Source organism: Methylobacterium sp. 190mf (assembly GCF_900107945.1).
Classification (GTDB): domain Bacteria; phylum Pseudomonadota; class Alphaproteobacteria; order Rhizobiales; family Beijerinckiaceae; genus Methylobacterium.
Map to the genome: position 1 here is coordinate 203,021 of NZ_FNVI01000009.1, position 22,934 is coordinate 225,954.

Annotated in this window: 16 protein-coding genes; 11 read left to right on the top strand and 5 right to left on the bottom strand. The window is 71.8% G+C overall.

What is annotated here, in order from left to right; all coding sequences use genetic code 11:
- Positions 1-143: 143 nt before the first annotated feature.
- The 3 genes from C4T42_RS13250 to C4T42_RS13260 all read left to right on the top strand — a co-directional run bounded on the left by C4T42_RS13250 (position 144) and on the right by C4T42_RS13260 (position 2,543).
- Positions 144-1,145: a catalase gene (locus C4T42_RS13250; protein ID WP_234081046.1), complete on the top strand. Its 1,002-nt coding sequence runs from the start codon at positions 144-146 to the stop codon at positions 1,143-1,145.
- A gap of 136 nt (positions 1,146-1,281) precedes the next feature.
- The gene (locus C4T42_RS13255; RefSeq protein ID WP_020091650.1) at positions 1,282-1,830 is read left to right on the top strand and encodes a TlpA disulfide reductase family protein; all 549 of its coding nucleotides are present in this window, start codon (positions 1,282-1,284) and stop codon (positions 1,828-1,830) included.
- A complete protein-coding gene (locus tag C4T42_RS13260; protein WP_020091649.1) occupies positions 1,827-2,543 on the top strand; it encodes an MOSC domain-containing protein in 717 nt (238 codons plus the stop codon). Before C4T42_RS13255 ends, C4T42_RS13260 begins: the two co-directional genes overlap by 4 nt.
- A gap of 75 nt (positions 2,544-2,618) precedes the next feature.
- On the opposite strand, the gene C4T42_RS13265 is transcribed toward C4T42_RS13260, so the two are convergent.
- The gene (locus C4T42_RS13265) at positions 2,619-4,211 is read right to left on the bottom strand and encodes an FAD-dependent monooxygenase (RefSeq protein WP_020091648.1); all 1,593 of its coding nucleotides are present in this window, start codon (positions 4,209-4,211) and stop codon (positions 2,619-2,621) included.
- A 389-nt stretch (positions 4,212-4,600) separates the two neighbouring features.
- Here C4T42_RS13265 and C4T42_RS13270 point away from each other — a divergent pair, with 389 nt between their 5' ends.
- Positions 4,601-6,223, top strand: coding sequence for an adenylate/guanylate cyclase domain-containing protein (locus tag C4T42_RS13270; RefSeq protein ID WP_020091647.1), 1,623 nt, complete (start codon positions 4,601-4,603; stop codon positions 6,221-6,223).
- Between the two features lie 16 nt (positions 6,224-6,239).
- Here C4T42_RS13270 and C4T42_RS13275 read toward each other — a convergent pair whose 3' ends face one another.
- On the bottom strand, positions 6,240-8,219 hold the full coding sequence (locus C4T42_RS13275; protein WP_026604705.1) for a M23 family metallopeptidase: 1,980 nt from the start codon (positions 8,217-8,219) through the stop codon (positions 6,240-6,242).
- 291 nt (positions 8,220-8,510) lie between these two features.
- Here C4T42_RS13275 and C4T42_RS13280 point away from each other — a divergent pair, with 291 nt between their 5' ends.
- Positions 8,511-8,840, top strand: coding sequence for a CsbD family protein (locus tag C4T42_RS13280; protein WP_026604704.1), 330 nt, complete (start codon positions 8,511-8,513; stop codon positions 8,838-8,840).
- 435 nt (positions 8,841-9,275) lie between these two features.
- Positions 9,276-9,536 (top strand): hypothetical protein, encoded by a 261-nt coding sequence (locus C4T42_RS13285; RefSeq protein ID WP_020091644.1) that lies wholly within the window; start codon positions 9,276-9,278, stop codon positions 9,534-9,536.
- A gap of 64 nt (positions 9,537-9,600) precedes the next feature.
- Here the strand turns inward: C4T42_RS13285 and bcsS are convergent, their stop codons facing one another.
- Together bcsS and C4T42_RS13295 are read right to left on the bottom strand one after the other, a co-directional pair.
- Complete coding sequence (gene bcsS / locus C4T42_RS13290) at positions 9,601-10,416, bottom strand: cellulose biosynthesis protein BcsS (RefSeq protein ID WP_020091643.1); 816 nt, start codon at positions 10,414-10,416, stop codon at positions 9,601-9,603.
- Positions 10,417-10,575: 159 nt separating this feature from the next.
- Entirely contained in the window at positions 10,576-12,999 is a 2,424-nt protein-coding gene (locus C4T42_RS13295) for a response regulator (RefSeq protein WP_020091642.1), read from the bottom strand.
- Positions 13,000-13,425: 426 nt separating this feature from the next.
- On the opposite strand from C4T42_RS13295, the gene bcsA reads away from it, so the two are divergent.
- From bcsA to bcsN, 5 genes are read left to right on the top strand one after another with little or no spacing between them, the layout of a single operon-like run.
- On the top strand, positions 13,426-15,825 hold the full coding sequence (gene bcsA, locus C4T42_RS13300; protein WP_026604703.1) for a UDP-forming cellulose synthase catalytic subunit: 2,400 nt from the start codon (positions 13,426-13,428) through the stop codon (positions 15,823-15,825).
- A 5-nt stretch (positions 15,826-15,830) separates the two neighbouring features.
- Positions 15,831-18,422 carry a cellulose biosynthesis cyclic di-GMP-binding regulatory protein BcsB gene (locus tag C4T42_RS13305; RefSeq protein ID WP_043712205.1) on the top strand — a complete coding sequence of 864 codons (2,592 nt, stop codon included), beginning with the start codon at positions 15,831-15,833 and terminating at the stop codon, positions 18,420-18,422.
- The gene (locus C4T42_RS13310; protein WP_020091639.1) at positions 18,419-19,573 is read left to right on the top strand and encodes a glycosyl hydrolase family 8; all 1,155 of its coding nucleotides are present in this window, start codon (positions 18,419-18,421) and stop codon (positions 19,571-19,573) included. The genes C4T42_RS13305 and C4T42_RS13310 overlap by 4 nt, the downstream gene beginning before the upstream one ends.
- A complete protein-coding gene (locus tag C4T42_RS13315; protein WP_026604702.1) occupies positions 19,558-21,567 on the top strand; it encodes a hypothetical protein in 2,010 nt (669 codons plus the stop codon). Before C4T42_RS13310 ends, C4T42_RS13315 begins: the two co-directional genes overlap by 16 nt.
- Complete coding sequence (bcsN, locus tag C4T42_RS13320; protein WP_103985208.1) at positions 21,564-22,553, top strand: cellulose biosynthesis protein BcsN; 990 nt, start codon at positions 21,564-21,566, stop codon at positions 22,551-22,553. The genes C4T42_RS13315 and bcsN overlap by 4 nt, the downstream gene beginning before the upstream one ends.
- Positions 22,554-22,588: 35 nt before the next feature.
- On the opposite strand, the gene C4T42_RS13325 is transcribed toward bcsN, so the two are convergent.
- Positions 22,589-22,930 (bottom strand): hypothetical protein, encoded by a 342-nt coding sequence (locus tag C4T42_RS13325; RefSeq protein WP_081636443.1) that lies wholly within the window; start codon positions 22,928-22,930, stop codon positions 22,589-22,591.
- Between the last annotated feature and the right edge of the window lie 4 nt (positions 22,931-22,934).

Consider the following 22,934-nt stretch of genomic DNA (forward strand, 5'->3'; position numbering starts at 1 on the left):
CGACTGCCATCGCCGAACCGCCGGAAGATCCCCCTCCGAGCATCAGAGAAGGACGAGTCACCATGGCATATGCCCGCCTCGACGATCCACCCCCGGCCGCGGCCGGGCTCTCGCCGCGCGCAGACGTGATCGATCGCCGACCCGTGAGGGCGCCGACCGCGCCGAGGATCGCGGCGCTGGCACGCCTCGGCGGGATCCTTCTCGCGCTCCTCGCGCCGCCGACAGGGGCGATCGCCGCCGATGCCCAGGACTTGGTGGAGGCTCTGCGCACAGTCGCCGGCAGTCGGCCCGGCGTGCGCCCGACCTTCGCCAAAGGACAGTGCGTCCGCGGCACCTACACCCCTGCGGCCGAAGTGGGACAGGTGACGCGGTCGATCAGTTTCACGCGGCCGTGGCCTCTCGTCGGGCGGTTCTCGGTCGGCGGCGGCAACCCGTCGGTGCCGGACGCGACCAGGACTGTCCTGCGCGGCTTCTCGATCAAGCTCCTGTCGGACGGTGGCGAGACCCATCTGCTGTTCGAGAACGCGCCGGTCCACTTCGCGCGGACCGTCGACCAGATGCTCGCGTTCCTGCAGGTCCGCGTTCCCGGCCCCGACGGCAAGCCGAATCCGGAGGCCATCGCGGCCTTCGCGAAGGCCAATCCGGAGACGACGCGCCAGGCGGCCTTCGTCGCCGGCAAGCCTGTCCCGGGCAGCTATGCCGGCCTCGTCTATTGGGGCGTGCACACGTTCACGGGGCTCAACGCGGACGGCCGTGCCGTGCCCTTCAAGTTCAAGATCGTGCCCCGAGCCGGCGAGATCACCCTCAGCGACGAGGAGGCGAAGGGCAAGCCTGCACACTTCCTGGCCGACGCGCTTCGGGAAGAGCTGTCGAAGGGCCCGGCGGGGTTCGACGTCGTGGCCCTGCTCGCCGGGCCCAACGACGATCTCGGCAGCGACATCACCCAGCGGTGGACCAACGAGGACGACCGGAAGGCGGTCACCCTCGGCACGATCGCGGTGACCGGCATCGAGCCGAACGAGACCTGCGACCAGGGCACCTTCGACCCGGGACAGCTGGCAGACGGCATCGACGCGCCGAAGGACGAGATCTTCGCGGCGCGCCGCACCGCCTACGGGATCTCGTTCGGCCTCCGCTCCCAGTGAGCCTCCGCGGCCCGGCGGCTGCCACCGCCCGGCCGCCACACCCGCGGGCCGCGCCTCGACAGGGCGCCGCGCGGCCAGCGGCCGATGCGACCAGACGGCCGCCCGTCATCGACGACTGGAGCTCCGGAGAAGCGGCATGACCATCCTGGCCCCCGAACTCGTGACCGGTCGCTGGTTCAACACGCCCGCGCCGCTCTCCCTCGCCGCGCTGCGCGGCACGGTCGTCGTGCTGCACGCGTTCCAGATGCTGTGCCCCGGCTGCGTGGCGCACGGCACGCCGCAGCCCGAGAAGCTGCACCGGATGTTTGCCGGCAACGGCGCAGTCGCGGTGATCGGCCTGCACGCGGTGTTCGAGCATCATGCCGCCATGACCGAAGTCGCCCTCGAAGCCTTCATCCACGAGTATCGTCTGACCCTGCCGATCGCCGTCGACTTCCGCGAGGACGACAGTCCGATCCCGCAGACGATGCGGCGCTACGGTATGCGCGGAACGCCGACCACGATCGTCATCGACCGCGACGGACGCGTCCGGGAACACGCCTTCGGGCAGGTCGACGACCTCGCGCTCGGGATCCTCGTGGGCTCGCTGATCGCGGCACCGGGCACGGGATCGATGCGCGGGAAGTTGGCACCGGACGGGTGCGAGGAAGCCGGCTGTAGGCTCACGGAGGCAACGCGGCCATGACGGCGCCTCTTCTCCCACCCGTCCTCCCGCTCGTCCTCGCCGGCCCGGTCGCGCCGCTGGGACCGGACGGTCCGCCGAGCGGCATCGTCAAGAACCCCGTTCCCGGGCCGTGGCGGATCACGGCGACCGGTCTCGTGGGCGATGTCCAGGCCGATCTCCGGTACCACGGCGGTCCCGAGAAGGCGCTCCACCAGTATCCGCAGGACCATTACGCCGCCTGGGCCACCGAGATCGGCGATCATCCGCTGCTCTCCGCACCGGGCGCCTTCGGTGAGAATCTCGCCACGACGGGCTGGACGGAGCGCGACGTCTGCGTCGGCGACGTCGCCCGCTTCGGCTCGGCGCTGTTACAGGTCAGCCAGGGGCGCCAGCCCTGCTTCAAGCTCGACCGACGCTTCGGACGATCCGGGATGGCGCTCGCCGTGCAGAGAACGGGGCGGACGGGCTGGTACTGGCGGGTCCTCGAGGACGGCGTCGCCGAGCCGGGCGACAGGATCGAGCTCCGCGCGCGTCCGCGGCCGGACTGGTCGCTCGCGCGCCTGATCCACCTCTTCTACGTCGACACGCGCAACCGGTCCGAGCTGCACGCCGCGAGCGCGATCCCGGAACTGGCGGAGAGCTGGCGCCTGCTCCTGCGCCGACGCTTGCGGACCGGCGCGGTCGAGGACTGGTCGAAGCGCGTCACCGGACGGGATGGCGGGCCGGGCGCCTGATTGCGGGCGCGTCGATGCGGTTGGGCCTCGGACGAGGGGCCGGGCTGCCGGTCGGATGCCGGCCACGGCACGCGCTCATTGCGGGAAGGCCGACGGGAACAGGCGCCGGAGATGCGCGTGCAAGCCGGGCTCGCGCCACGTCCGGCCGCGCCAAGCGAGGTGCCCGTCCGGCCGGATCAGGCAGGCCATGGTCCCCGCGCCGTAAGCCTTACCGAAGGCCCCCGTCGGATCCGCGAGCGTCGTCACGCCCGGGATGGGCACCACGCTGCCGATGACGACGACCCGGACGCGGGTACGGTGCTGGCGGGCCCAGATCGGCAGATCGGGGCCGGCCACGGCGTCCGACATCCCGGCTGCATAAATGAGGAGGACGTGCTCGGTGCCTCTGAGTTCGTCGAAGAGCCGCGTTGGGAAGCCGAGTCCGTCGCGGACCAGCCCGTTGACGTCGGGCGCCCGGTCGCCGGCCCTCGTGCCGGCCTCCGTCGGCTCCGTCGCGTCGCCGGTGATCCAGGCCGTGTTCCGGTAGCTGACGAGGACCTGCGTGTCGGCGAGGCGGTCCGGCGCGCCGCCGCGCTCCCGACCGTATCCCTCGCTCGCCGTCCGGGTCCGCGCGATCACGTCCGCGCCCACCGGGCGCCGCTCCCCCTCGTAGCTGTCGAGGAGAGCCTCGGGGCTGGCGCCCCGAAGAACCAGGGCGAGCTTCCAGGCCAGATTGTAGGCGTCCTGGATCCCGGTGTTCATCCCCTGCCCGCCGGTCGGCGGGTGGATGTGGGCGGCATCGCCCGCCAGGAAGCAGCGGCCGCGCCGATAGGCGGCGGCGAGGCGCATGCTGATGCGGTACACCGACGACCAGCGCAGGTCCGACAGGCGCGAGCCGTCCGGCAGGAGATCGTCGGCCACGGCCTGCAGGTCGGCCAGCGACGGGCCTTGAAGCTCGGCCTGGATCCCGTGGTCCGACCCGCCCGCCGGCACCAGATGCTGCGGCGCGAGCATCGAGACGCGGTAGCGGCCCGGCTCGGGGAGCGGGATGGCGATGAACATGTCGGGCGGGGCGTCCTCGTTCAGTCGCAGCGCCCGGACCGCGAGGCCGTAGGGTACATCCCAGGCGATATGCACGTCACCGAGCATGAACGGCCAGGGATAGGCCTCGCCCTCGAACGGGATGCCGAGCTGGCGCCGGACCGTGCTGTGGGCACCGTCGCAGCCGACGACGTAGCGGAAGTGCGCCTCCGCGACCGCACCGTCCGCCTCCTGCAGGTGCGCGCGGATTTCGGCGCCGTCCTGCTCCAGGGCCGTCAGGCGCAGGCCGCGCTCGACCCGGACTCCAAAGCGCTCCAACTGACGGTTCAGGACGCGCTCGGTCTCGAACTGGGGCAGACCGAGCGACGCGTAGGGCAGATCGAGCGGTGGACTGACCGCGTCGATTGGCGGCTGGCCGTGCAGGATCGTGCGCAGGCCCGTGAGCCAGAGACCCGCGTCGATCATCTCGCGGGCGAGGCCCATGTCCTCCCAGACTTCCAGCGTGCGCGGGGTAACCCCGATCGCGCGGCAATAGGGCGACGGCCGCGCCGCAGCATCGACGACCCGGCAGCGCGCCCCGTGCCGGGCGAGTTCGCAGGCGAGCGTCAGACCGACCGGACCGGCCCCCACGATCAGTACATCCGCCATCGCACCCTCCCCGGACCGATCCCGAATCGTCCCAGCGCCCGCACCTATCTGAGATCGCCTGACCGGAATCACGCCGTCGACGCGCGGACTATAGGTGCCGTTCGAAGGATCCGCCGCAGGCACGGCTCGGGATGCGCCGCTCCCGACCGACGACGATGCGCCGATCCCGCGACAGCGGCTCAGCGCGCGTTCCGGAGAGCCGACGGCGGAGGGCGCGCTACGACCTCCCCAAGTCGATTGATTTCGTCGACTGTGTTTCGCGCAGACATTGCATTGATGCCGCGGTTCGGGGGGGGGGGCGAAAAGTCAATGCTTCTCGAGAAAGACATCATTGTATATGGAGCTGACCAGTATGGGGGCCGTGTCCTGGCGCCCCGGGGTCGCGAGAGATGTCGAGTTTCGACGAGTCGGTCGCGCGCCAGCAGCGGTTCATGGGACCGCTCCTGGTGGCGGCGATCCTGTTCGGCCTGGCCGGGCTGCCGGTCGCGGTCTGGCTCGACCTGCGCGGCCTGTCCGAGCGCATGCTCGCCACGCAGGCGATCGAGACCGGCCGGATCATCGACCAGATGCGCAGCTTCTACGCCAGCGACGTCGTCCAGGCGGTCAACGCCGCGACCGGCCGGGTCGAGACGCGTCACGATTACAAGGGGGTGCCGAACGCGATCCCGATCCCCGCGACGCTCTCCCTGGAACTCGGCGAGCGGATCAGCGGCGGCGACGGCGCGGTGAAGTACCGTTTCGTCTCCGATCTCCCGTTCAAGGACCGCAAGCCGCACGATCTCGACAGCTTCGAGACCCAGGCCCTGGCGGACCTCCGGGCGCACCCCCAGACCGGCTTCGTCAGCGAGACGACGGGGTCCATCTTCGACCGGCAGGTGCGCATCGCGGCGCCGATCCGCATGGAATCCGCCTGCGTGCGCTGCCACAACGCCCATCCCCTGAGCCCGAAGACCGACTGGAAGGTCGGCGACGTCCGAGGCATCCAGGAGATCGTCCTGCACCAGCCGATCGCCGCCAACGTCTTCGCCTTCAAGTACCTCCTCGGCTACTTCATCCTGGCGGCGCTCGCCGGCACCACCTTCCTGCTGCTGCAGGCGCGCCAGTCCCGCCTCATCGACCGGATGAACAGGGAGCTGACCGAGTCGAACGGGTTCCTGGCGTCGGTCTCGGTGCAGATCGCCAAGTACATCTCGCCCCAGGTCTACAAGAGCATCTTCAGCGGCGAGCGGGACGTGTCGGTGGCGACCGAGCGCAAGAAGCTGACGATCTTCTTCTCCGACATCAAGGACTTCACCGCGACCACCGAGCGCCTGCAGCCCGAGGAACTGACCGCGCTGCTGAACGAGTACCTGACCGAGATGACCGCCATCGCGGTCAAGCACGGCGGCACGGTGGACAAGTATATCGGCGACGCGATGCTAGTCTTCTTCGGCGACCCGGAGAGCCGGGGCGTCCGCGAGGACGCGCAGGCCTGCGTTCGAATGGCGATCGAGATGCAGAAGCGCCTGGGCCAGCTCAACGCCCGCTGGCGGCGATCCGGCATCGAGCGCCCGTTCCAGGCCCGGATCGGCATCAACACGGGCTACTGCAACGTCGGCAATTTCGGCAGCGACGAGCGGATGGACTACACGATCATCGGCGCGGAGGCGAACCTCGCCGCCCGCCTGCAGGCGGCCGCTGTCCCGGGCGGCATCACCCTGAGCTACGAGACCTACGCGCTGGTGAGCGACATCGTCCAGGCGAGCCCGCAGGAGCCGATCCGCATGAAGGGTATCAGCCGCGAGATCGTCCCCTACGCCATCGAGGGCGACCTCACCGCCGAGGCCCCGGAGACGATCTTCTCCGAACACGCCCGGGGGATCGACTTCTACGTCGACGTCGACGCCCTGGAGATGGAGGGCGCGGCGCGACTCCGGAAGCGCCTGCTCGACACGCTCGCCGCCGTCGACCGCCGGATGACCGGGGCGGGCACCCCCTCGGATGACGGCTCGCGGCCCTCCGCGGCCGGCTGAGGTCCGGGCGACCGCGTCAGAGCGGCAGGGCGGACATCGCCAGGGCGCCGTGGTGGCGGAGCGCGTTCGTGGCCGCCACCTGCCGCTTGAAAGCCGTCATCAGCCTGGGCGAAACGCCCTGGCTGTCGGGCAGGCGGATCGTCATCGGGTCGAGGAAGCGCCCGTTGACGCTCACCTCGTAGTGGACGTGGGGGCCCGTCGAGAGGCCGGTCGAGCCCATGTAGGCGATGACCTGCCCCTGATGGACGGTCGCGCCGACCTGAACGCCGTGCGCGAGCCGCTGCAGGTGATTGTAGGCCGTCACGTAGCCGTTCGCGTGGTGGATCTCGACGCGATTGCCGTAGCCACCGCGCGGGCCCGCATACGCCACGGTCCCGTCGCCCGTCGCCATGATCGGCGTGCCGGCCTTGTTGGCCCAATCGACGCCGTTGTGGAAGCGGGCGTAGTGGAGGATCGGATGGACGCGCGTGCCGAACGGGGAGGTGATCCGCCCGTCGGCGATCGGCATGCGCATCAGGAACTTGCGGAGCGAGTTGCCTGTCTCGCTGAAGTAGCTCGCCGTCCCGGCCTCGGGCGCCTCGAAGCGGTAGGCGCGGTGCTTCACCCCGCCGAGCGTCAGGGCGACGTAGCGCACCTCCGGCGGGCCGCCGACCTTCTCGCTCGGGCTGAACAGCACCTCCAGCCGGTCGGACGGGGCGATCCGGCGCTGCATGTCCAGGCCGAACGCGAAGATGCCGACGATGCGCTCGGCCAGGATGCCGGGCATGCCGTTGCGCAGGACCGCCTCGAAGATGCTCCTGTAGAGGCTGGCGCCCGAACCCTCTCCGTCGCCGTCGTCGCCGGAACGCGACGCCGCGACCTGGGCCGACGGCGGCGCCACCGTGACGAAGCCGCCGGAATCCCGTTCCGCGACGATCTCCTCGACGCCGCCCGCGCCGTAGAGCGTCACCCGGGCGATCCGGCGCGCGGCCTCGCCGGCGCGCGACCGGACGAGGAGAAGGTCAACGTGCTGCCCCTCGGCCAGCCCGGTGCGGGCATGCTCGCTGAAGGCGGCCAGGATGGCGGTCACGCTCGCGGGCTCGGCGCCGTTCGCCGCCAGCGCGTCGGCCAGAGTCTCGCCGCGCTTGAGCACGACGTCGCGCGTCTCGGTCAGGCTCAGGCCGGAGGCGGGCTGGGTCTCGGCGAGGTCGGTGATGTTCTCCGGGACGACCCGCACCTCGATCGCGTGGAACGGGTCGCGGCCCGTATCGGCGCCGGCGGCGGTCGCGGCGGCGTCGGCCGGCGCGGCGACCAGGATCTGCGAGAGCAGCCGCTGCGGCGCGAGCGGCGCGGCGATCCGCGGCCCCGTCTCGCGCGCCTCATCCGACTGCCTCTCCACGAGGGCCGTGACGTCCTCGTCGCTCAGGCCGGGCGCGTCGTCGGGAACCGGCGTGCCCTCGAGCGCGGAGCGCGTGATCGTGACCGTGGTCCCGGACGGATCGTCCACCGGCTCGTCTGCGACAGGGGCGACCTCTCCGTCCGCGGCGAGCTGGCGCGTCGGATCGAAGGGTGGGATCTGCCCGTCGACCGCGTCGCCGGAGGACAGGCTCGTGACCAGTCGCACGAAGGGCTGGGTCCGGATAATCTCGCGCTCGCCGACCTGGTGGGTCACCGGCGCGGAGAACTCCTCCCGGTCCGAGGCGACGAGTTGGCGCCGCACGAGGCGGTCGCCGCGCTGTCCGACCACGCCTTGCCCCTCCGCGACCTGGGCGGGCCCCTGGCGGAATGTCGGCTTGGCTGGCGCGAGATCGGTGTCGACGGACATGCGGAGCGCCGCCCCCATGAGGGCCGCGCCGCAGGTGGCGATCAGGCAGCTGGCGCAGAGCCAGCGCAGGTTCAGCCGTCGCCGGTCGAGCGGCGTCGTCACTCCGTGGGTCGGGGCCGCGACCGCGCTGCGCGACAGGGACCTGTGCAGAATGGGCAGCCCGCCGCGCGGTGCTCGTCCGCCCTCGTTCATCCGGTCCCCTCACGCTCAAGCTCGCCGCTTCGGCGGTGAGTGCGGCCTGAATGAGGCTGCGACTTGCGCCTGGCGCGACGCTCGTCCGCTCAAGGAGCGCACGTGTCGAACGCGGTACCGGCGGGCAGGACGGGGCATTCGTCGACCGCCCACGATCGTTTCGACCGGACTCCGCCACGGAGCCGGGGAACGCCCGGCGCAGATCGCTGTTGCCCCAGTCGCCACGGAGGGATCGGGGTCCGACCGCCGCGACTTCGGCACCTTGCCGCGACACATTCGGAGAACATGGTCATGGTCGACACGGACAGGGTCACGGGCGCCGCGCGCGCGTTCGGCGGGAAGGTGCAGGGCGCGGTCGGCGACGCCGTCGACTCGGACCGTCACGCGCTCGAGGGGCGTCTCCGGGAGGCGCAGGGCACCGCCGAGAATCTCTACGGCCAAGCCAAGGACGCCGTGCGGCACGCGGCCGACGAGGTCTCGGACCACGCCGCCGAGGCCTACGACCGGAGCCGCCACGTCGCCTGGGAAGGTCATCAGAAATCCGTCGAGTGGCCGCACGCCTCCCTGATCGTGGCCGGTCTCGTCGGCTTCGGTCTCGGTTTCCTCGTCAGCCGTCTCTGACACGGATCGCCGCGTGCCGCCGTCGGCTTCACGTCGACTGGATCGCGGGGCCGCGAGCGCCGTGCGCGATTAAGTCGGCACGGAGGCCAGGGCCGAGCCCGTGCCGCGGGAGGCGCGGGCCCCCTCTCCCGCGCGAGAGGGGGATGGCGCCGGTTCTCGACCGGGAACCGCCGTCCTAATCGAACCATCGCACATCGGTCGGAAGCGACCCGAGCGGGTTCAGGCACATGCCGCACGCAGCCGCCACGCCCGTCGGAAGCCCATCGGCGCTGCCTGGCCGATCCTTGCGGCACAGAGGGTGTCGGCGACCTGCGAGGGTCCACGCCCGAGTCCGGGAATGAGCCTCCAGTATCCACGCTGTTGGTAACTTGTGTTCCGTTATGGAACAGAGTCATTGGCTCTATTCTCGCTCTAGACACCGCTGAGAGGTGTCTAATGCATCAGTTTATCGGCCTATTTGCCATCTTCGTCACGCTGGCCGGCGTGCTCCACACCTGGGGTGCGCCGCGCTGGGCGATCGCCGGCCTCTGCCTGATCGGTCTCCTCGGCGTGTCGGCCACCGTCGTCGGCATTCAGCCAAAAGTGGCCCCGTCGCCGGTGTCCCAGGTGCAGTCGCTCAACGACGCGATGCAGCCCGTCTTCGAAGGCGTCTGGGACCCGCTGCGGCCCGGCCGGCTGCTGACGACGTCCCGCTAGCGTCTCCGGTCCGCCCGGGCTCCGCCGCGGGCCGCGGGTCCGGTTGGACAGCCCGCGCCGTACCCTAGAAGGTCGAGCGCGCCTCGATGCTGGAATAGTACCCGGAGCCCTGCACCCGATCCCGGACGTAGCCGGCGGCCACCGACATCTGGACGGGTCCGAAGCGGACGCCGGTCAGGTGGGCGCCGATCCGGTACTGGCGGAAGAAGTCGTCGCCGAGGAACAACGCCTCGGGTCCGATATAGACGCCGTCGGCGAGCATGTAGCCGACGCGCAGGCGCGAGTAGTAGGCGTTGAACTTCGTCGAGTACGAGCCGTAGGCCGAGACCATGGTCCGGTCGGTCGGCGTCGCGTAGAAATTGCCCGCGACCTTCAGCCCGACGCCCGTACCGACGACCGGGTTGCCCGGATCGGGAATCGACAGCTGGTTGCTGCGGACGTTGAAGCCGATGAATCCTGCGAGGGCCGCGTCCTTCCAGACCCACTCGTAACCCGCCTGCAGGGCGCCTTCCTGCTGGTAGCCGGTGACCCGCGTCGCGACGGACCGGCCGGGATACGAGTAGGTGCCACCGATGGCGTCCACGCGGACCCGCAGGCCGTCCCGGGTGGGTGAGCCGTTCGGCGCGGCGGTCACCGTCACGGAGCCGAAGGCCGAGCTGTTCGACGTGACGCTGGTGGATCCGTCGACCGCGACGGCCCAGCTGTCGTCGACCGCCTGCTGCGAGGCGCCCGTGTACCAGTCGGCGCCGGCGCTGCGCGCCGGGAGGTCGGCGGCGGCGGCCTGCGTGGCGGAGGCCGCCGCGCAGGCGCACGAGAGGGCCAGAACGGTCGTGTACGGAGTGCGAGGACGTCGGGCAGCTGATTCCGCAGTCCCGCCCATATTCGAAAGCTCCGTTAAGGTACGATTTACGCTTTAACCAACACTCGTCGACAATAGTTAACATTCACTTTTGGAAGGACTGAGTTTCGATCAGGGCGTCTGCGCGGAGAGCGAGCGCGAGAACCACGCGGTCGCTGCGTCGGGCGGGACGCGCGGCGATCAGGCCGCGCGCGCGCGGACCGCGGCGTCGAGGACGACCTGCAGGTCCTCGTTGCGGAAAGGCTTGTCGATCCGCAGGAAGGTGTCGGCGGAGCGCGGCAGCTGGCCGTGTGGGCTGGCGAGGATGACCCGAATCTGCGGGTACCGCTCGACCACGGTGGCGGCGAGCTGGAGGCCCGCCATCACCGGCATCGATTGATCGACGATCATCGCGTCGAAGGCGGCGTCGCGGGCGAGGATCTCGAGGGCGTGCGCCCCGGAGGCGGCCTGGACCACCGCGTGGCCGAGATCGGCGAGCACCTCTGCGACGCTGGCCCGCACGAGGCCGTCGCTCTCCACGAGCAGGATCTTCAGCCCCGCCGCGCGGATCGGAGGGAGCGTGGCGACGGCCGGGGGCGCGGCGGGCAGCCAGAACTCGGCCAGGAACGGCTCGGCGCCGGTGCCGTCGCGGATCAGGCGCCAGTGGCCGCCGGTCTCGGTCACGAGCGCCGCGGCTGCCGCGAGGGTCGGGCCTGCTGCCGTCGGCAGCGGCGCGGCCTCGGGTCGGCGACCGCTGCTGACGAGCACGCGCACGTAGGCCGCAACTTCCGCCGCGGCGCCCATGTCCTCGGGGGTGCCCTCGACGGCCGCGATGGCGAAGCCGGCGAGGCCGGCGTCTCGAATATGGAAGGCCAGGTTGAGGAGCAGCAGCTCCAGCACGCGCTCGCTGCACAGGACGGGCGGCAACCCGGCGGGGATGCGGTTGAGGACCGGCATCTCGCCGAGGGCGTTCGCGGCCAGGAACGGCAGGTAGCCCTCGAAGGTGGTGGCGAGGTCGGTCTCGGCGAGGGTGATGCCGGTCTCGTCGCCGCGCACGAGGTGCAGCATCCGGCGGGTGAGCGCCGCGCCCCGGCGCGCGCCGGCCGTCGCCCGCCCGACCAGCCGTTCCTGGTCGTCCCCGAGGGTGTGGCGCCGCGCCAGCAGCGTGAGATTCGTCAGGACGACGGTCAAAACGTCGTTGAACTCGTGGACGATGCCGTCGGTCACCCGCCGCAGGACGAGGTTGCGACGCGGCTCGACGGGCCGCGGCAGGGTCGCCCCCTCGCCGCCCGGCAGCTTCCGCATCAGGGCGAAGAGCCGCCGGTCGCCCCTGGCATCGGCGAGGCACAGCAGCCTTACCTGGACCTGCTGCTCCGGCCAGTCGCGGAGGTGCAGAGTCACGTCGTGCGGGCCGTCGGCCGCGAGGGCGGCGTCGCGCGCCCGGTCGAGCACGGGCCGGTCCTCGGCGACGAAGCAGGCGGCGAACGGGGCGGCGACGGGGGCCCCGTCGTCGCCGGCCGCGCTCCGCGAATCCAGCAGGGTCCGGCCGGTATCCGGATCGATCTCGCAGCAGGCCCAGCCGGAGACCGCCTCGAAGGTTGTCAGCCGCGCCTTGAGGCGCGCGACCTCGGACCCGGCGCCGGCCATCTGCAGCCCGGCACTGCGGCGATGCCCCGCGAAGACGTCCGAGAGCGCCGCGAACTCGCCGATCCAAGTGCGGGGCGCTTCGGTCTCGCCGGCGGTCTCGCTCTCACCCCTCAGGAGGCGGCGCAGCGGTCGCGTCAGCCGCTCTCCCGCGACGAAGCCGAGCGCCGCCGCACAGAGGATCAGGGCGAGCCCGACGCCCAGCATCCGCCAGTCCGGTGACGCGGCGAGCGCCGCGCCGGAGGGCACGGCCTGCGCCGTCACCAGCCATCCCGGCGAGCCGATCTCGGCCGCGAGACGCATCGGCGTCGTGGCCGAGACGGCCGTCGTCCGGAACGGGCTCGGGGCCCCCGACAGGACCCGGCTGTCCGGGGTGGCGACGAGGAAGCCGAGGGTGTCGGGCAGCGCCGCGGCGCGCCGCACCTCCTCCTCGACCTTGGTGAGATAGCTCGGGTCGGCGTCGAGGCGCAGCAGGCCGTCCTGACCGCGCTCGCCCAGCGCCACGGCGGTCCCGAACGGCGAGTCGGCCTCCGCCCCGTCGCTGACCACGATGACCCCGGCCGCGCGGCCGCGCAGGAACCACGTCTGCCGCGCGACGCTGCTGCCGACGCGGCGCTCGTCCCGGGCCGCCAGCACGGTACCGTCGGGCGCGACGAGGACGGCGTCCCGGTAGACCGGGTTGAGGTCGAGCCACCCGCGCAGGCGCGCGGCGCGCTGGTCGGCGGAGAGCAGGCCCTCGTCGTCGCGGAGCATCAGGGCGGCGCTGCGCGCGTCGACCACGGTCTGCCGCAGCCGCGCCGCGAGGGCGGCGACGTAGGCGCGCGAGGCCGAACCGACCATCTCCTGCGGGGACGCCGCGGGTCCGGGCCGCGCGGCCGGGACGACGATCAGGACGGCGGCCGCGAACCCCGCCGCCGCGGCGATCGCCACCTGCAGAGCGTTGAGCAATCCGAGGGAGATCTGCAGCGGCTTCGCGGTCATCCGTACGCCCGGGGGTCGGTGCCGAGCGAGGCGCGATTTTCGTTAAGGGTCGATTAAGGCCCGCGGCGCAACCCGGCCGTGCCCCCCGACGCGGGCGCGGTCCGCCGGGCGGGTCGTTCCGACTATCCGTGGCGCTCTGCGTCGCCTGCCCCGCACCGAAGCCGGTTATAGCGAAGCTTTAGAACGGAATATTAATGTATTCGGCGCAACGGCGCGTCCCGATCCCGCTCTCGCAGCCCGATCGACTTCGCCGCGCCGGGCATCATCTGGGTTGCTTGCATTCCTAAGTTAACTGTAATTTCCGGCGAAGTGGAGTGGGCTGGATATTACGAATGGGTTTGTTCATTGACCATCGTCGCTGTACAAACCCGGCGGTAGAGCCGTTGCACCTCGATCCGAGGGATTTTTGGCCCGGGAGGCTGTAGCGTGAGGCAGGCGTTGCGTTGGCTGGCCTGGGTTGGGGCGACAGTCGCCAGCCTCGCCCTGCTCAGCCAGCCGGTCGGGACGCAGGCCCAGCTCGCCATGAGCCTCGCCGCCATGGCGGTGATGATCGTGCTGTGGGCCGTGCTCGACGGGCCGCGCACGCGGTTCGTCTTCATGGCGCTCGGCAGCCTCGTGGTGCTGCGCTACATCCTGTGGCGGCTCACCAACACGCTGCCCTCGCCGGGCGACCCGGTCAGCTTCGGCTTCGGCCTGATCCTGCTGGTGGCCGAGCTCTACTGCGTCTTCATCCTGTTCGTCAGCCTGATCATCAACGCGGACCCGCTGCGGCGCGACCCACCGCCGGCTGCCCCGGCCGCCGACCTGCCCACGGTCGACGTGTTCGTCCCGAGCTACAACGAGGATGCCGCGATCCTCGCCATGACCCTGGCGGCGGCGCGACAGCTGAACTACCCGCCCGAGAAGCTCACGGTGTGGTTGCTCGACGACGGCGGTACCGACCAGAAGTGCAGCGATGCCGACCCGGCCAAGGCCGCGGCGGCGCGCGCCCGTCGGGGCGAGCTGCAGGCGCTCTGCGACGAGCTCGGCGCCCGCTACCTCACCCGCGCCCGGAACGAGCACGCGAAGGCGGGCAACCTCAACAACGGTCTCGCCCATGCCCGGGGGGACCTCGTGGCGGTGCTGGACGCCGACCACGTCCCGTTCCGCTCGTTCCTGACCGAGACCGTCGGCTATTTCGCGCAGGATCCGCGCCTGTTCCTCGTGCAGACGCCACACGCGTTCCTCAACCCCGACCCGGTCGAGCGCAATCTGCGGACCTTCGAGCGCATGCCCTCGGAGAACGAGATGTTCTACGCGGTCACGCAGCGCGGCCTCGACAAGTGGAACGGCTCGTTCTTCTGCGGCTCGGCGGCCCTTCTGCGCCGCACCGCCCTCGACGAGGCCGGCGGCTTCTCGGGCATCACCATCACGGAGGATTGCGAGACCGCCTTCGAGCTGCACTCGCGCAACTGGAACAGCGCCTACGTCGACAAGCCGCTGATCGCCGGCCTGCAGCCCGACACACTGGCGGACTTCATCGGCCAGCGCTCCCGCTGGTGCCAGGGGATGTTCCAAATCCTGCTGCTGAAGAACCCGGCCTTCCAGAAGGGCCTCAAGCCCATCCAGAAGATCGCCTATCTCTCCAGCATGACCTTCTGGTTCTTCCCGATCCCGCGGCTGATCTTCATGTTCGCGCCGCTGCTGCACATCTTCTTCGACCTGAAGATCTTCGTGGCCAGCGTGGACGAGTCGATCGCCTACACGCTGACCTACATCATCATCAACTTGATGATCCAGAACTACATCTACGGCAAGTTCCGATGGCCGTTCGTGTCGGAACTCTACGAGTACATCCAGGGCGTCTACCTGGCCAAGGCAATCGTCTCTGTCATCGCGTCGCCCCGCAAGCCGACCTTCAACGTCACCAACAAGGGGGCGACCCTCGACCACGACCACATCTCGTCGCTCGCCCTTCCGTTCTTCCTGATCTACCTGCTCCTGATGCTCGGCTGCGCCGTCGCGGCGTGGCGCTACCTGTACGAGCCCGGCGTGACCAACCTCATGCTGGTGGTCGGACTGTGGAACTTCTTCAACCTGCTCACCGCGGGCGCGTCCCTCGGGGTCTGCGCCGAGCGGCGCCAGCTCGAGCGCACGCCCTCCCTGGCGATCGATCGCCAGGGCGTCCTCACGGTCGCCGGCCACAGCGTCGACGTCTCGATCGAGCGCGTCTCCGCCGAAGCCTGCACCCTGCGCCTCCTCGGCGGCGCCCTCGATCCGGGGCTCACGCGCCCGCCGCTGCGGGGGACGCTCAGCGTCGAGCCGACGGCCGGCGCGCGCCGGACCGCGCCGCTGCCGGTGCACCTGGACCAAGCGACGCGCGACGGACAGGAACTCGTCATGCGGGTGAACTTCGGCACGCTGGCCATCCGCGACTACCCGGCGCTCGCGGGACTCATGTACGGGGACGCTGAGGCGATGCGGCGCTTCCAGCTCCGGCGGCGGCGGCACAAGGACATTCCGACCGGCACGCTGCAATTCGCGTGGTGGGGCCTGGTCGAGCCGTTCCGCGCGCTCCGCTATCTTCTCGCGAGCCGACGCCCCAGGCCCGTCGAGATCGAGGAGGCGCCGATCTACGACGCACCGCACGACGCCGCCGCGGCACCGGCGCCGGCTCCGGTGCCGTCCGTCCCGGCACCGGCGGCCCCCGTTGCGGCGCCGTCGCTGCCCGCGACCGCCAAACCCACCGACATCGAGAGCGGGGACGACTGGGTCCGCCTGATGATGGATTACGAGAACGAGCGCACCCTGGCCGAGCTTCGCGGCCGGCGCACGAGCGCGGCGTGACGGCGATGGGTGCTCGGCTCCGCCTCCCCGTGCTGGGACTGCTGCTCGGTCTCACGAGCGTTCCTGCCCTGGCCCAGAGCTTCCTGGGCTCGGGGCCGGCGGAACGGCTGACGGTCCCGCCGAGCGGCAACGCCCTGCGCGCGCCGTCCGAGGACGGGTCGGGCCCCGCGCGCCGGCCGGACGCGTCGGCGACGGAGACGCGGCCGACCGCGCGCCCGTACGAGCCGCCCCGGACCGCCGCGCCTCAGACGGTGCCGCGCGCGGCGATCCAGGCGACCATCGCGCCGGCGCGCCGGCTTCCGTCCGGCCCGCGCGGCTTCCGCCTGACCGGGGAAGAGGATTCCCTACGCTACCCCGTCTACCTCACCGAGGCGCAGACGCGGGGACCGGCACGGCTGCGCCTCTCCTACCTGTCGGCGATCTCGGTGGCGCCGGAGAGTTCCGAACTCGCTGCCTTCGTCAACGGGACGAAGGTCGGCTGGACCCGCATCCAGGCGCCCGGTGCCGTGAAGGTGGTGGAGTTCGCCATCGGCGACGGCGTGCTGAAGCCCGGCTACAACGCCGTCACCTTCACCGCCAGCCAGCGCCATCGCGTCGACTGCTCGGTCGGGGCGACCTACGAATTGTGGACGCAGATCGATCCGTCGCGATCCGGCCTCGTGGTCCCGCCGGCGACCGACATGGACGTCCGGTCTCTCGCCGCCGCGGAGCCGGACGAGAGCGGCGCCCTGCCGATCCAGGTCATCCTGAACGAGCGCCCGAACCTCGCTCGCCTGGAGCGCATGATCGAGGCAGTGCAGGCCCTCGCCCTCGTGGGACGGGTCGCCCGTCCGACGGTGACCTTCGGCCCTCCACTGCAGGGCCGAAACGGCATCAACCTCGTCGTCGGTACAGCCTCCGAGATCGCCGGCATCGAAGGCGTTCCCGAACTCGGGCCGATCAGCGGGCCCCGCCTCGCCATCCTGCCGGCGCGGCCGAACACACCGCCGACCCTGGTCGTCACCGGAACCCGCGACGAGGACGTCCGTCAGGCCATCACCAACCTCGCCGTCCCACCCGACAACGGGACGCCGGGCGGGCTCAAGGCGGTCCAGCTGTTCCGCGGCTACATGGTGCACGGCGGCGAGAATCTGACGCTCGACCGCCTCGGCGTGACGTCCCGCGAGTTCTCGGGGCGCCTGCTCCATGTCGGCTTCGCCCTCCGCTTTCCCGGGGATTTCGTCCCGGCCGATTACGGCAAGGTGATGCTCCACCTGGCCGGGGCCTACGTGGCCGGGCTCTCCTCGGAGGCCCGCATCGTCATCGACATCAACGGGCGCAACGCGGCCAGCGTCCCGCTGCCCGACGGGCGCGGTGAGGTGTTCGACGACAGCGCGATTCCCCTGCCCTTCAGCCTCTGGCGCCCGGGGGTGAACCACGTCGAGATCTCGGCGCAGCTGCCGAACGCCGCCGACCAGGTCTGTGACACCCTCAGCCCGGCGGCCAAGCAGGCGCGCTTCCTGTTCCTCGACCGCTCGCGGATCGAGATCCCGCATTTCGCCCGGGCGGCGCGCAGCCCCGACCTCGCGGCGATCAAGGGGGGCGCCGTACCGTTCGTCGTCCCGGGGCAGCGCGCGCGCCTCGTGCTGCCGACGCCCGACCGCGACAGCGCCGACGCCGCCGCGACCCTCGCCGCCCGACTGGCGATGGCGGCCGAGCGCGTCATCGATTTCGAGGTCGTGACCCAGCAGCAGGTCGTGTCCGACACGAGCCAGCTCGTGGTCGCGCCCGCCCGCGCCCTCGACCCGGCGCTCCTGGAATCGGTCGGTTTCGATCCGCAGCAGGTCCAGCGGGTCTGGGAAGGCCGCGCCGACATGGTCGCCACCCCGGGCCAGTTCGGTCCCGAGGGCGTGCTCACCCTCGATCGGCTGCGCCGCAACCTCCCGATGCGTTGCGCCCTGCCGACCCTGATCCCGCAGGTGCGCCCGGCGCAGCCCGCCCCGGCCCAGCAGGCGCCGCCGTCCCAGGGCGAGACGAGCGCCGGGCCCTCCCCGACCAAGGCCCCGGCCCCCTCGCCGGGCTCCGCGTCGGACCGTGAGCTCATCGACCGCTGGGAGGCGTCGACACGCGGCTCGCGCCAGATCTGGGCGGCCCTGGACAGCGTCTGGAACGAGATCACCGGCACGGTGCACTCCCTGCGCCAGACGATCACGGCGCAGGTGAAGCCGGACGAGACGGTCGAGGTTCCGGCCACGGCCTCGCTGCTCATCGCCGAGGGACCCCCGGTCCAGGCGAGCAACACCGTGATCGTGACCGCGCCGAACGCGTCGCTGCTGAAGGCGTCCGTCTCCTGCCTCGTCGACCCGGTGGTCTGGGCGAGGCTCGGCGGCAGCGCCGCCTTCCTCGACGCGTCGAACGGCACGCTGGTGACGTCCCGGCCCGAGCGGATCGAGATCGTCGAGACGCAGCCGCGATCTCTGCCGAACCTGCGCCTCGTGTCCGCGGCTTGGCTGTCGATCAACACGGAATACTACGTGGGCATGACCCTCGCGATGGCTCTCTGCCTCGGCCTGGCCACCACGAGCCTCGTGCGCAACGTCGGCAGGAAGAATCCATGAGTCGCCGCGCCCGCACCCCCCTCGCCGCAGCTTTCCTCGCCGCGGCGATCCTGCCCGCGGCGGCCGCCTCGCCCCAGGACGAGCCCGCCGTGCCTCCGAGTACCGCGCAGCCGGGCACGCAGCCCGCGCAGGCGCCCCGGACCGCGATTCAGGGGCTCGCCGGCAAGCTCGGCAACGACGCCGCGTGGCGGGCCTACCGCGCGCGGTTCATCACCGACCAGGGGCGCGTGGTCGACACCGCGAACGGTCAGATCAGCCACAGCGAGGGCCAGGGCTACGGCATGCTGCTCGCCGTGGCGGCCGGTGATCGGGTCAGCTTCGAGCGGATCTGGGGCTGGACCCGGGCCAATTTGATGGTCCGCGGCGACGAGTTGCTGGCGTGGCGCTGGTCACCCGACAAGCGTCCGGCGGTCAGCGACATGAACAACGCCACCGACGGCGACATCCTGATCGCCTGGGCGCTCACCGAGGCGGCCGAGGCCTGGAACGAGCCGAGCTACCGGACCGCCGCGCGCCGGATCGCCATCGAGTTCGGGCGCAAGACCATCCTGTTCCGGGACCCGCACGGGGCGCTGCTGCTGCCGGCGGTCTCGGGCTTCTCGGCGCGGGAGCGCCCGGACGGTCCGCTGATCAACCTCTCCTACTGGATCTTCCCCGCCTTCCCGCGCCTCGCCCTCGTCGCGCCGGAATACGACTGGGCGGCCCTGACGCGCAGCGGCCTCGCCCTGCTGCGGCAGTCGCGCTTCGGTCCGAGCAACCTGCCCACCGAGTGGATCTCCGCCAAGGAGGCGCCGCGTCCAGCGACCGGCTTCCCGCCGCTGTTCTCCTACAACGCCATCCGGATCCCGCTCTACCTCGTCTGGGCGGGACTGGTGCGGCCCGACGACCTCGCGCCGTTCCAGGCCCTGTGGTCGGGCGCCGATCGGGAACGGCTGCCGATCGTCGACACCGGCGACGGGCGGAAGGTCGAGTGGCTCACCGAGGCCGGCTACATGGGGCTCCCGGCCCTGGTGGCCTGCGCCCTCGACGGGACGCCCTTCCCCGAGGATGCGCGCGGCGACATCGGCAACCAGAACTACTACCCGGCCACTCTGAGCCTCCTCGCCCTGACCGCGGCCCGCATGCGTTACCCGTCATGCCTGAAGTCCTGACCGGTCGTCCGCCGGCACGCCTGCGACCGGCCGCGCCCTGCCTCCTGATGCTGGCGCTGTCCACCGCGCCGGCCGCCGCGCAGGTCGACGCGCGACCCGGTCCCGCGCCGCAGTCTCCCGCCGCGCCGACACGGTCCGAGCCCCGCATCGTCTACGGCGACGGCCCGCGCGCGCCGGCGATCCTGGCCGACCCGGCCACGTCGCGCACGACCGACATGGTCGACGAGAGCGCGCTGCGCTACTACGCGGCCCAGAAGCAGACGACTCGGATGAAGGCCGAGATCGCCCGCCTGAAGCGGCTCTATCCCGGCTGGAACGAGCCGCCGGACCTCAACGCGCTGCAGCCGAGCCCGCCCGAAGAGGCGCCCCTGTGGGACCTCTTCACCGCGGGGCGGTTCGACGACCTCCGCGCGGCGATCGTCGCGCGCAGGTCGATCGACCCCGCGTGGCAGCCCTCCGAGGAGCTCGCGCGCAAGCTCCGCCGGGCCGAGTTCCGGTCCCGGATCACGGCGCTCACCGGCAAGGACGCCGACGCGATCATCGACCTCTACCGCGCCGATTCCGGCGCCCTCGATCCGCTCGACGTCCAAAGCATCTGGATGGTCGCCGACGCCCTGGGCGATACCGGCTCGGGCGACGAGGCCTTCGAGCTCTACAAGTCGATCCTCGACGGCAACGCCGATTCCGGCGTGCGCCTCGCCACCATCCAGAAGGCGATGGCGCATCTGCGCATGGCGCAGGCGGAGCGCCTGATCGAGATGGGGCACCGGGGCGCGAACGGGGCCTCGGAATTCGACGCGATCCGCCTCGACATCACCCGTGCCCGGATCGCGGCCTTCCTGCACGAGGAGAGCGCCGAGACCCCGACCCCCGCCGATCTCGCGGCCTTCCAGGCCGTCGCCCGCAAGAGCGGCGATCCCACCCAGACGAGCCTCCTCGGCTGGTACGCCTACAAGCGCCGCCAGTTCCGGGAGGCGCTCGAATGGTTCAAGCAGGCGATCGCCCGGGGCGGCGACGCGATGGTCGCCCACGGGCTCGCCCTGACCCTGCGCCAGCTCGACATGGCGCGCGAGGCCGAGGAGGTCGCCTACGCGTGGCGCGACAAGTTCGTGGGCAACGAGCTGCTCTACATCGACATCCTGGAGCAGAAGCTGACGCTGCCCCGCCCGCCCGCGATCGAGCCCGCGCGCATCGCCCGCTACGCCCAGGTCGTGACGGCCTCCACCTCGGGCGAAGGCGCCCAGGGGCTGGCGTGGTACGCCTACAATTCCTGCCAGTTCGACACGGCGCTGGAGTGGTTCCAGCGGGCCGTCGCCTGGATGCCGAGCGAGGGGACCGTCTTCGGCTACGCCCTCACGCTGCAGCGTCTGAAGCGGCAGCGTCCGTACCTCGAGGTCGTGAACCGCTACGACGGCCTCTTCGCGAAGGTGGTCGACCTGCTGTTCCGCGAGAATGCCGGCGGGTCGCCGCTGCCCTGCGACCCCGTGCCCGCCGCCGCCGGGCCCGCACCCGGGCGGCACGCCGCGCCCGCGGCGCGGGTCGAGACGCCGCCGATCAACCGGGTGCCGCGGCCGGACCTGCCGCCGGCCGGCGCGGACGCCAAGCCCCTCGCCGTACAGCGCAACGAGTTTCCCCTGGCGGTCTCCATGGAGAACGCGCTCCGCTACCCGCCGCCGGGGCTCGTGCGGGTCCTGGCCGAACCCGTTCCCGCGGGGACCTACGCCCGCGAGCCCGCGACCCCGGCGCCGCCCCTGGTGGCCCGGCGCGTGCCCGGCGCGGGCCCGATGCCTTATGAGCGGTTCGGCTACGCCCTGCTCCCGGACTATCGCGGCGTCGACAAGCCCGAATTCCTGTCGCCGCCCGCCGCCGGGACCCTGTGGCAGGACCAGCAGGCCGAGCGCGGGCGACCCGAGAATTCCGAGGCGAAGCGGTTCCAGCTGCCCGCGCGCTCGGCCTACGACACCTCCGCCACGACCGAGCGGACCACCCCGTGAGGCGCGCGGCGATCCGTACGGCCCGGCTCTGCGCCCTGGCGTGTCTCCTGCTGCCCGCCGTCGCGCGGGCGCAGACGGTCCCGGTCCTGACCCTGCCCGGCGCCGGGACGCTGACCGCGGTGATCGAGACGCGCGAGCGCGACGGGTTCGACCAGCGGCTGCGCTATGCCGGCGGCGACGGTCGCAACCACGCCGAGATCGCCCTGCGCCGGGAGACCGCCGACCTGCTCCTCGCCTTCCCGCCGCGGCTGGCCAAGCCCAGCGAGTTCGGGATCGCGGGGGAGATCGCCGTCCGGTTTCCCGGGCAGGCGATGACGGTGCGGCCGCCGCTGCGGAACGCCTACGGCCCGGTGGGCATCGCGCTCGGCGCCGACTGCCTCTACGCGTGGCAGTGGATCGAGGGCGGACGCGGCGTCGCGTCCGCCGGCGGGCAGCCGCCCGCTCTGTTCCAGGCGGAGCCGCTCGCGCGCCGCGCGATCTCCCTGCGGATCCGGCTGTGCCGCACCGCCGAGGCCAGCCTCGGCGACCTCGTGCGGGCGGTGGAGGGCCTCAGGATCGCCCTGCCCGGCATCCGCCCCCCGCCGGTTGTCGCGCGTGTCCCGCCGCGTCGGGTCGCGCCGCGGGCCGCCGTCCGCCGCCCGAGCCGGCCGCCCGCGGCCGAGGCACGCCGAGACGAGGTTCCGCCGGTGCGGACGCCGGCCGCGTCACCGCCGCAGGTGCCCGTGGCGTCGCCCGTCGCACCACCCGCGGCGCCGCCCGTCGCGCCGCCGGCATCGTCCCCGAGCGCCGGGGCGCCGGATCAGAAGCGCTACATCGTGCCGCCGACCCCCCAGACCCCCGCACCGGTGCTGACGGAGCCGGGCGGCCAGCGCTACATCACCGAGGGGAGCGGCAGTGGGATCGCACCGAAGCCGGCGCCGGGGCAGGCCCCCGGCGAGACCTTCTTCCGCGACCTGCCGCCGGAGGCCTATCGGCCGCCGAACTGAGTTCAGGTCCGGGCGCCCGCCTCGGATCTGAGCCGTCAAAGCACGAAACGCCCGAGCTCGTTCGCCGGGAAGGTTCGGAAGCGCCGGTATCCGCCCTGCACGGCCTGGGCGAGGGACGCGACGCCCGCGAGATCGCCCGCCTCGGCCCTGCGGGAATCCGCTTCGGTCAGGACGAGGCCCACCGTGATCGAGACCGCGCTGATCGCGACCGGCACGGCGAGAACGTGTCGGCCGGTCAGCCCGTCGGAGGCGACCACGTCGACCGCGTAGAGGCTGAACAGGTAGGCGCGCTCCGCGATCAGCGTCCGCGCCTCCGCCAGGACGTAGCGCGGCTCCTCCCCCGGCACCCGGCGATATCGGGAGATGTCCGGTGCCATCGCT